The 8,742-nt window shown below is 56.6% G+C and carries 5 protein-coding genes and 1 pseudogene; 4 read left to right on the top strand and 2 right to left on the bottom strand.

Features of this window, described 5'->3' with window-relative positions:
- The first annotated feature begins 416 nt into the window (after window positions 1-416).
- Window positions 417-2,717 carry a YgiQ family radical SAM protein gene (locus APH36_RS22505; protein ID WP_025752453.1) on the top strand — a complete coding sequence of 767 codons (2,301 nt, stop codon included), beginning with the start codon at window positions 417-419 and terminating at the stop codon, window positions 2,715-2,717.
- A gap of 45 nt (window positions 2,718-2,762) precedes the next feature.
- On the opposite strand, the gene APH36_RS22510 is transcribed toward APH36_RS22505, so the two are convergent.
- A complete protein-coding gene (locus APH36_RS22510) occupies window positions 2,763-3,350 on the bottom strand; it encodes a TIGR00730 family Rossman fold protein (RefSeq protein WP_060500400.1) in 588 nt (195 codons plus the stop codon).
- Between the two features lie 349 nt (window positions 3,351-3,699).
- Here APH36_RS22510 and azu point away from each other — a divergent pair, with 349 nt between their 5' ends.
- Window positions 3,700-4,149, top strand: a complete 450-nt coding sequence (azu, locus tag APH36_RS22515; RefSeq protein WP_025752457.1) for an azurin — start codon at window positions 3,700-3,702, stop codon at window positions 4,147-4,149.
- A gap of 33 nt (window positions 4,150-4,182) precedes the next feature.
- On the opposite strand, the pseudogene nadE reads toward azu, so the two are convergent.
- Window positions 4,183-4,497: pseudogene (gene nadE / locus APH36_RS22520) on the bottom strand (NAD(+) synthase); the annotation flags it as partial.
- Window positions 4,498-4,806: 309 nt separating this feature from the next.
- Here nadE and APH36_RS22530 point away from each other — a divergent pair.
- Together APH36_RS22530 and APH36_RS22535 are read left to right on the top strand one after the other, a co-directional pair.
- Window positions 4,807-6,459, top strand: coding sequence for an NAD+ synthase (locus APH36_RS22530; protein ID WP_060500405.1), 1,653 nt, complete (start codon window positions 4,807-4,809; stop codon window positions 6,457-6,459).
- 541 nt (window positions 6,460-7,000) lie between these two features.
- Window positions 7,001-8,653: a hypothetical protein gene (locus APH36_RS22535; protein WP_060500407.1), complete on the top strand. Its 1,653-nt coding sequence runs from the start codon at window positions 7,001-7,003 to the stop codon at window positions 8,651-8,653.
- Window positions 8,654-8,742: the final 89 nt, after the last annotated feature.

The raw sequence follows: 8,742 nt of genomic DNA on the forward strand, positions 1-8,742 counted from the left end.
GTACGACGGTTGCGATTTTCAGTACCAATGTCGCGCTCAGGGCTGCGAAGATGCCTGGATAGATATGCATATGCCTCGCGCCCGTTATACAGAAAGTGGATGCCGGGCCTGATTGGCTGGAGAGGGCCTGGAACGGAGTGGTGCTGGAGGGTCGTATCTTTCAACAGGTTCGGCTGGTTGTCTGCCTGACAAGAGTTTGGAAATGTATCCGGTAGAGGGAGCGGGCGTGCCCGCAACGAATTCAGCGCCTATGAGATCGATATATGCCCCACCGCAAACCTCAAGCCAGGCACCTGGCAGCCCACATCCAATCATCGCCCACCCCACCAATCCCCACGAAGACAGTCGGATTTGGTCAAAATTTGTGCTATATTCCGCGCCCGCGATTTCCCTGCACACCAGAACCGGTCACTGACATGCAAGCAGCCAAACCACTCTACGACTATCCCAAGTACTGGGCCGAATGCTTCGGGCCAGCACCTTTCCTGCCGATGAGCAGGGAGGAGATGGATCTGCTCGGCTGGGATTCCTGCGACATCATCATCGTGACCGGTGATGCCTACGTCGACCATCCGTCGTTCGGCATGGCCATCATCGGCCGCCTGCTGGAGGCCCAGGGCTTCCGCGTGGGCATCATTGCCCAGCCGAACTGGCAGTCGAAAGACGACTTCATGAAGCTCGGCGAGCCGAACCTGTTCTTCGGTGTGGCCGCCGGCAACATGGACTCGATGATCAACCGCTACACCGCAGACAAGAAGATGCGTTCGGACGATGCCTACACCCCTGGTGGCCTGGCCGGCAGCCGTCCGGACCGCGCCAGCCTGGTGTACAGCCAGCGCTGCAAGGAAGCCTACAAGCATGTGCCGATCGTACTCGGCGGCATCGAGGCGTCGCTGCGCCGCATCGCCCACTACGACTACTGGCAGGACAAGGTCCGCCACTCGATCCTGATCGACGCCAGTGCCGACATCCTGCTGTTCGGCAACGCCGAGCGTGCGGTGGTCGAAGTGGCCCAGCGCCTGTCCAACGGCGAGAAGATCGAGAGCATCACTGACGTGCGCGGCACGGCCTTCGTGCGCCGTGATACCCCGCAAGGCTGGTACGAGATCGACTCGACCCGCATCGACCGCCCTGGTCGCGTGGACAAGATCATCAACCCGTACGTGAACACCCAGGACACCCAGGCCTGCGCGATCGAGCAGGCCAAGGGCGACCAGGAAGACCCGAACGAAGCCAAAGTGGTGCAGATCCTCGACAGCCCGAGCGTGACCCGTGAAAAATCGGTGATCCGCCTGCCGTCGTTCGAAAAGGTGCGTAACGACCCGGTTCTCTACGCCCACGCCAACCGCGTGCTGCACCTGGAGACCAACCCGGGCAACGCCCGCGCCCTCGTGCAGAAGCATGGCGAAGTGGATGTGTGGTTCAACCCGCCGCCCATCCCCATGAGCACCGAAGAAATGGACTACGTGTTTGGCATGCCGTACGCCCGTGTGCCGCACCCGGCCTATGGCAAGGAGCGCATCCCGGCCTACGAGATGATCCGTTTCTCGGTAAACATCATGCGTGGCTGCTTCGGTGGCTGCACCTTCTGCTCGATCACCGAGCACGAAGGCCGCATCATCCAGAACCGCTCGCACGAGTCGATCCTGAACGAGATCGAAGAGATGCGCGACAAGGTGCCGGGCTTCACCGGCGTGGTCTCCGACCTTGGCGGCCCGACCGCCAACATGTACCGCATCGCCTGCAAGAGCCACGACATCGAGAAGCACTGTCGCAAGCCGTCGTGCGTGTTCCCCGGCATCTGCGAAAACCTCAACACCGACCACAGCTCGTTGATCGAGCTGTACCGCAAGGCCCGTGCCTTGCCGGGTGTGAAGAAGATCCTGATCGCCTCGGGCCTGCGTTACGACCTGGCCGTTGAGTCGCCGGAGTACGTGAAGGAGCTGGTCACCCACCATGTGGGCGGTTACCTGAAGATTGCCCCGGAGCACACCGAGCGTGGCCCGCTGGACAAGATGATGAAGCCGGGCATCGGCACCTACGACCGCTTCAAGCGCATGTTCGAGAAGTTCTCGAAAGAGGCGGGCAAGGAACAGTACCTGATTCCGTACTTCATCGCCGCGCACCCGGGCACCACTGACGAAGACATGATGAACCTGGCCCTGTGGCTGAAGGGCAACGGCTTCCGCGCCGACCAGGTACAGGCGTTCTACCCGTCGCCGATGGCTTCGGCCACGGCCATGTACCACTCGGGCAAGAACCCGCTGCGCAAGGTGACCTACAAGAGCGAAGGGGTGGAGATCGTCAAGAGCGACGAGCAGCGCCGCCTGCACAAGGCGTTCTTGCGCTACCACGACCCGAAAGGCTGGCCGATGCTGCGTGAAGCACTGCAGCGTATGGGCCGTGCCGACCTGATTGGCCCGGGCAAGCACCAGCTGATCCCGCTGCACCAGCCGCAGACCGATACCTACCAGAGCGCACGCCGCAAGAACTCGACGCCGGCGGGCAGCCACAAGGTGGGCAAGGATCAGAAGATCCTGACCCAGCACACCGGCCTGCCACCGCGTGCCAGCGATGGCAGCAAGCCGTGGGACAAGCGCGAGAAGGCCAAGGCCGAGGCGTTTGCACGTAACGAGAAGGCGGCCAAAGAGCGCAAGGAAGCGGCCAAGGGTGGCAAGGGCAACAAGAAGCCGCGCCAGCCAGTCATTCCGCGTTAACTGATCGATTTTTGGGGCTGCAAAGCGGTCCCAAAAATCTCAGCTTCAATCAGGCTGCTTGTCGACCCACTTTGGCGCCACTGGCGCAACAAAGCTGTCCATCCCGTCCAGCAGCGCATCCGGCTGCTGCGCCAGCAACAACATTGCCCGATGTTGCGGCCGCACAAAGCCTTCTTCGACGATATGGTCGAGGAACCCGCCCAGCTTGTCGTAGAAGCCGTTCACATCGAGCAGCCCCAGCGGCTTGGCGTGATAGCCCAGTTGCCCCCAGGTCCAAACCTCGAACAACTCTTCCAGCGTACCCAGCCCACCCGGCAGGGCGATGAAGGCATCGCTCAGCTCGGCCATGCGTGCCTTGCGCGCGTGCATGCCATCGACCACTTCCAGGCGCGTCAGGCCTTTGTGGCCGACTTCAGCGTCCAGCAGGCTTTGCGGGATGATGCCGACCACTTCGCCACCTGCTGCCATGGCCGCGTCGGCCACCACGCCCATTAGGCCCACGGCGCCGCCGCCATACACCAGGGTCAGGCCACGGCGGGCAATGGCCTGGCCGAGCGCGACGGCAGCTTCACGGTAAGCAGGGTTGGCGCCAATGCTGGCACCACAGAACACACAAACGGAACGTACGGGCATTGCTCATCTCCTGTCACTCAGGTGCACAGGGTACGGCGCATGCCCGTTGCTTCCAAGGCCGCGTTCATTCCGGGCGGGAGAATTCGCAGATGGCGCCGGTAGCCCCGTGGGCATAGGCGGCGAGCAGGCTATTGATGAAGGCAGAGATGGGCATTTGGTATTGCTCCTAAATGAGAGGTTGTCCCATCGTCTAATAAAAGGGCATGATGTGCCCTTAGATTGGTTGTATACAATCCATTGAACAATTCTACTGGCTGGCCTCTTGACACCCCCTTGACCCATATCAGCAAGGGGCTGAACGGTTTCAGGCAGTCTCGCAATTGATAAAACCCTGCCAAGGAGATTCATGATGTTTGCGAAAGCTGTAGCGGTATCCCTGCTGACCCTCGCCAGCGCCTCTGTCTTCGCCGCCGAGTGCTCGGTAACTGTCGACTCGACCGACCAGATGTCCTTCAACACCAAGGAAATCACCGTCGACAAGAGCTGCAAGGAATTCACCGTCAAACTGACCCACTCGGGCAACCTGCCGAAAAACGTGATGGGCCACAACCTGGTGATCAGCAAGACTGCCGACATGCAGGGCATTGCTACCGAAGGCATGAGCCAGGGCCTGGACAAGGACTACATCAAGGCTGACAACGCCGCGATCATCGCTCACACCAAGATGATCGGTGCGCCTGAGAAAGAAACCGAAGTGAAGTTCGACGCTACCAAGCTGGAAGCCGGTGGTGACTACAGCTTCTTCTGCACCTTCCCGGGCCACATCTCGATGATGAAGGGCAAGGTCGTCGTCAAGTAAGCGGGTAAGGGGCCGCAAGGCGGCCCCTTAGCTTCAAGGGGCGAACGGCAGTTCGCGCTTGTGCTGGGTCTTGCGGTAGGTGGCAACGATGATGTCGAATGCCGCCTGATCAACCGGCTGACCATGCAGGAAGGCATCGATCTGCTGGTAGGTCACGCCATGGGACGCTTCGTCCGGCTTGCCCGGTGCCAGGTCCTCAAGGTCTGCAGTCGGCACCTTCTCCACCAGTGACTCCGGCGCACCAAAGCTGCGCGCAATGGCCCGTACCTGGTTCTTCACCAGCCCGCTCAGCGGCGCCAGGTCGCAGGCACCATCACCAAACTTGGTAAAGAAGCCCAAGGCCTTCTGCCCCCCTATAAAGTGCACAATCCACATCTCTATAAGGCTTATATATAGGGTAGATAGCTGTGCAAAAACCACAACTGCACAACCCCAAAAAAGTGTAAATTTTTTTTGAGGTGCTCATGCTGCCTGCTCAAATCGGGTGGAGAGGATAGGGCATAATGGGGAGGAATATCGCAGGATGCCGCTCCCGCCTCCAGGTAAATGGCCACCATGGAGCTTCCCTCCCGAAGCCCAAATCCCATCCAGGTCGCCACCTCATCCATCCGGCCCAGCGCTGCATCTTGCAATCCCGCTCAAGGCATAGGAGGAACCATGCAGAATTTGAGAGTGGTAATGGCTCAGCTGAATATCCGAGTAGGGGATATTCAAGGTAATGTTGAAAAGGTCATTGAAGCGGCGAAGAAAGCCCGTGATGAACTCCATGCCCAAGTTATTGTTTTCCCCGAACTAACTCTCTGTGGCTATCCGCCAGAAGATTTGCTGTTGCGAACTAGCATGCAGCATCGGATTGAAAAAGCTTTAGAGCAAGTTAAGAGCGCTGCGCAAGGTATTGCGATCGTGGTGGGCTTCCCATGGGTTGAGGAAGGTTCTGGCCACGAAGAGCTTCAAAGTCGTCGCTATAATAGCTGCGGGATATTCGCGGATGGTAAGGAAGTTGCTCGCTACTACAAGCAGCAGCTTCCAAACTATCGAGTGTTCGATGAGAAGCGCTACTTCGTGCCTGGTAATGAGCCGTGCGTAGTTGAGCTTTTCGGTGTAAAGATTGCGCTGGGTATTTGCGAAGATATCTGGTTCCCAGAACCTCTTGGTCAAGCTTGCAGTGCCGGCGCGCAGCTTATGCTGACTCTGAATGCCTCGCCGTTCCATAGAGGTAAACAGGTTGAGCGTGAAGAACTGTTGGCTGAAAGAGCGAGTGAGTGCTCGATCCCAATGGTTTATGTCAACCAAGTTGGCGGCCAAGACGAGCTTGTGTTCGATGGGAATAGCTTTGTAGTTGACGGAGGCGGGAAGGTTACTCAGCGAGCTCCAGCCTTTGAAGAAGGTCTGCATACTGTAGACTTTGAAGTCGATGGCAAGAAAGTTACACCGATTTCAGCTGAGAAGTCGGAATTGCTGAGCATCGAGGCTAGTGTTTATCAAGCACTGGTAACAGGTGTTAGAGACTATGTACAACGCAATGGTTTTAAAGGTGTCGTACTTGGTCTGTCTGGAGGTATCGATTCGGCTTTGAGTTTGGCTGTTGCAGTTGATGCTCTAGGTGTTGAAAATGTTGAAGCGGTGATGATGCCGTATCACTACACCGCACAGATGAGTCAGGACGACGCGAAAGAAGAAGCTGATTTGCTCGGCGTGAAATATAGCGTGATGCCAATTCAGCCTATGGTTGAAGCGTTCCTCGCTACTCTTGCGTCTGAGTTTGAAGGGCTGGCTAAAGATACCACCGAAGAGAACTTGCAGGCGCGTTGCCGTGGTGTGATTCTCATGGCGATCTCCAACAAGAAGCGCTACTTGGTACTGACTACTGGTAACAAGAGTGAGATGGCGGTTGGGTATGCGACGCTATATGGTGATATGGCCGGTGGCTTCGATGTCCTGAAAGATGTTCCGAAGACACTTGTATTCAAGTTGAGCGAGTATAGGAACACGCTTGGGTACGTAATTCCACAGCGCGTGATTGATCGTCCGCCATCAGCAGAGCTTGCACCTGATCAGAAGGACGAAGACTCGCTCCCGCCGTATCCAGTTTTGGATGAGATCTTGCGCCTTTATGTTGAGCATGACTATTCAGCGGACGCCATCATTGAAGAAGGCTTCGATAAAGAGGTTGTGTACAAGGTTATTAGGCTCGTTGACCTCAATGAGTATAAGCGACGTCAAGCTGCAGTTGGCCCGCGTGTAACTGAGAGAGGGTTTGGTAGAGATCGTCGTTATCCAATTACTTCGAAGTGGAGTATTGGGGAATAACTGTGAGGTCTTTAAGTAAGTCCCAGTAAGACCTAGTAAGTCCGCAAGAATGTAAGTCAGTAAGAAAAGTAAGTCAGTAAGCCAGCCCCATCCGCGATGGGGCCAGGCGAAGAGTAACAACGCTCCCAAATCCTCTCCGAGCCGGCCTCCGAGGCTGCATTGGCCCTCCATGGGTCGAAACGACGCCAAGCCGTCTTTTTCTACGCTCATTCAGCATCTAGCTCTACGTGCGCTCAGGCAGGCCTATAAGCCAAGATCAGAAGGTCAGCCGCGCGGTGCGCGAATTCGCGACATCTTTATTCTCGGTGCTGCGCAACGTCGCGTGACGGCGCAGGAAGCGTGTGCGATTCCCAATTGTTGGCTCTGGCTGCACCCCCGGAAGCTAAAGTCCTCTAGCGCCTACCCCTCAGGGCTTTGCTGGCCCCATACGAATCGAAGCGGCACCAAACCATCTCAAATTTTGCCTCCAGTCAAACCATCGCAATCCGGGTGATTTCCTAGCATCATTTGCGCGTTCGTTTTCTGCTACCCAGGGAAGTGCATGAGCAAGCCACAATCAGAAAAGCAGCCGCGCGCGGCGCGAATTCGCGACGACTTCACTGGCACCACCGTTCAGCGCCTGCGGGATAGCGCTGGAAACGTATGCGCTTTTCCTGGCTGCTTCGTGCACACCCACGGTGCCAACGCCTCGGGTGATGGAGTTGTGAACCTAGGGGTTGCGTGTCATATCAAGGCTGCAGCACCGCTAGGGCCCCGGTATGACCCTGAGCAGACCTCAGATGAGCGTAAGCACTTCGACAATGGAATCTGGATGTGCCAGACCCACTCGCGGCTCATCGATGCAGACCGAAGCAATTACAGCGTCGAGGAGCTCCAGGAATGGAAGCGCGCTGCTGAGATCAGAGCGAATGCGCAGCTCAACCAGAAAAGCTTCACGGAGAAGGAAGTCAGGGGCGCGGTGGACGAAGGCTCGATTGCCTTACTGCAGCGGTTCTCGAACATGTCCGCCGACCCTGTGAACGCACCTGTAGCCGAGTTGATGAGAGGGCACGAGCTGAGTCTCGCGAACCTGGATCCGCGCTTCAGCGTCGAAGTGAACAAGATTGGCGATCGCTTCGAGTACTTCATTCAGCCTGTAGCGGATGGGGTGAGTATCCAGCTGATCGTCGAAGGGACGGACAAGATCGAAGGCTACCTGGCAGGTGAAAAAGCGCTCTTGAAGGAAGGCCGGGAGCTTGTGATTCCGAGTGATCACTTCAGGTTGGAGGGATCAAGGCTGATTGAAGAGCTGCATGGAAAGGCTCTGGGGAGCCAAAAGGGTACGCTAACAATGGGGGCGCCTAAACACGAATTGCCCAGTACCCTGTATGTTCGAACCGAAGACGGAAGTGAGACGCTCGTAGATACCTTCACGTTCTACTACACCTCTGGCACCTTGCGTACGGTGTTTGAAGGTGCAGCGTTAGAAGGACTCGTGACTATCCGGGGTCACTGCTCACATGACGGGAAAGACACTAGGTTCGATATCTCGGTTTCCCCCGATGCTTGGCGTGGAAAGAATGTTCTGGAATTTCCACGTTTCTCACGGTTGGTCAAGGCAGCAAAGCTCCTCTCTACTGGTCGGTTGGTATTCGAACTCGACATAAATAACCAGCTCGTGCCTTACGACTCGCGCGCTGCTGAGGGCACTGAGGAGTTTCACTCGCAGATTTACTGGATGATTCACTACCTTGAGTTAGCGCGGAAGGTTGCTGCGAACTGCGATGCGCCCATTGTGATGGTCAATACAGAGATGAGCCCTGATATTTACCAGATTCTGAGAAAGTACAATAAGCTGCTCGACGGGCCAGTGATCAGTCCACGAGAGCCCAAAATGCTCTGCAGGGGAGAGTTTGATTACACCCCTGGGATTACGATTGAATCTCTCGAGAAGCAGGGCATTTTTGCAGTGATGCGAATCTCAGAGAATGAAGGGCTGAGGTTTAATCTGTTTGGTCAGGGAATTCAAGCGCCGCGCCTATCGAGGATCTTTACGAACGTAGAATATATTTTTTATACGGATCTAGAGGCAAAGGATAAACCTAAGTTTGAGGTGCATACCACGGTAGACACAGCGGTTACTACGCTCCTTAACCCTGATGATAAGTGGAGCGTAGGCGAGGCGATCGCTGACATTTCTGAGGCCTCTCATTAAGATGACTGAGGGCTAGAACGATAGCCGGCTGCGCCGGATAAGCGACGTTTTCATCATGAGCGCGGCGGAGGTCGAGTTGGTCTCATAGG

Origin of the sequence: Pseudomonas sp. NBRC 111133 (genome assembly GCF_001320605.1) — a bacterium.
GTDB lineage: Bacteria > Pseudomonadota > Gammaproteobacteria > Pseudomonadales > Pseudomonadaceae > Aquipseudomonas > Aquipseudomonas monteilii.